The organism is Bacillus sp. SIMBA_008 (assembly GCF_046535495.1).
Classification (GTDB): Bacteria; Bacillota; Bacilli; order Bacillales; family Bacillaceae; genus Bacillus; species Bacillus subtilis.
In genome coordinates, this window is sequence record NZ_JAWRWL010000737.1 from 1 (window position 1) to 259 (window position 259).

The window sequence follows — 259 nt, forward strand, 5'->3', positions numbered from 1 at the left end:
CAATAAAGAGGGAAACCTAGCATGAAGCGCGTTTGACAATCGTAATCTTGCCGTTTGTCCCGTCTACCGTGACGATATCTCCGTCGTTGAGCCTGTCAGTCGCGGCACGTGTGCCGAGAACGGCCGGGAGCCCGTATTCTCTCGCGATGATCGCCGCATGTGACAGGATGCCGCCCGTGTCCGTAATGACGGCCTTTGCATCCTGGAACAGACTGGTCCAAAGCGGTGTCGTCATTTTGCAGACAAGCACGTCTCCTGT

General features: G+C 56.0%; 1 protein-coding gene. It reads right to left on the reverse strand.

The genetic code is table 11. The annotated features are described in order from the left end of the window. Positions 1 to 16: 16 nt before the first annotated feature. Positions 17 to 259, reverse strand: a 243-nt coding sequence (locus SB658_RS25215) for a PEP-utilizing enzyme (protein WP_410603158.1), incomplete at its 5' end; no start/stop codon positions are given.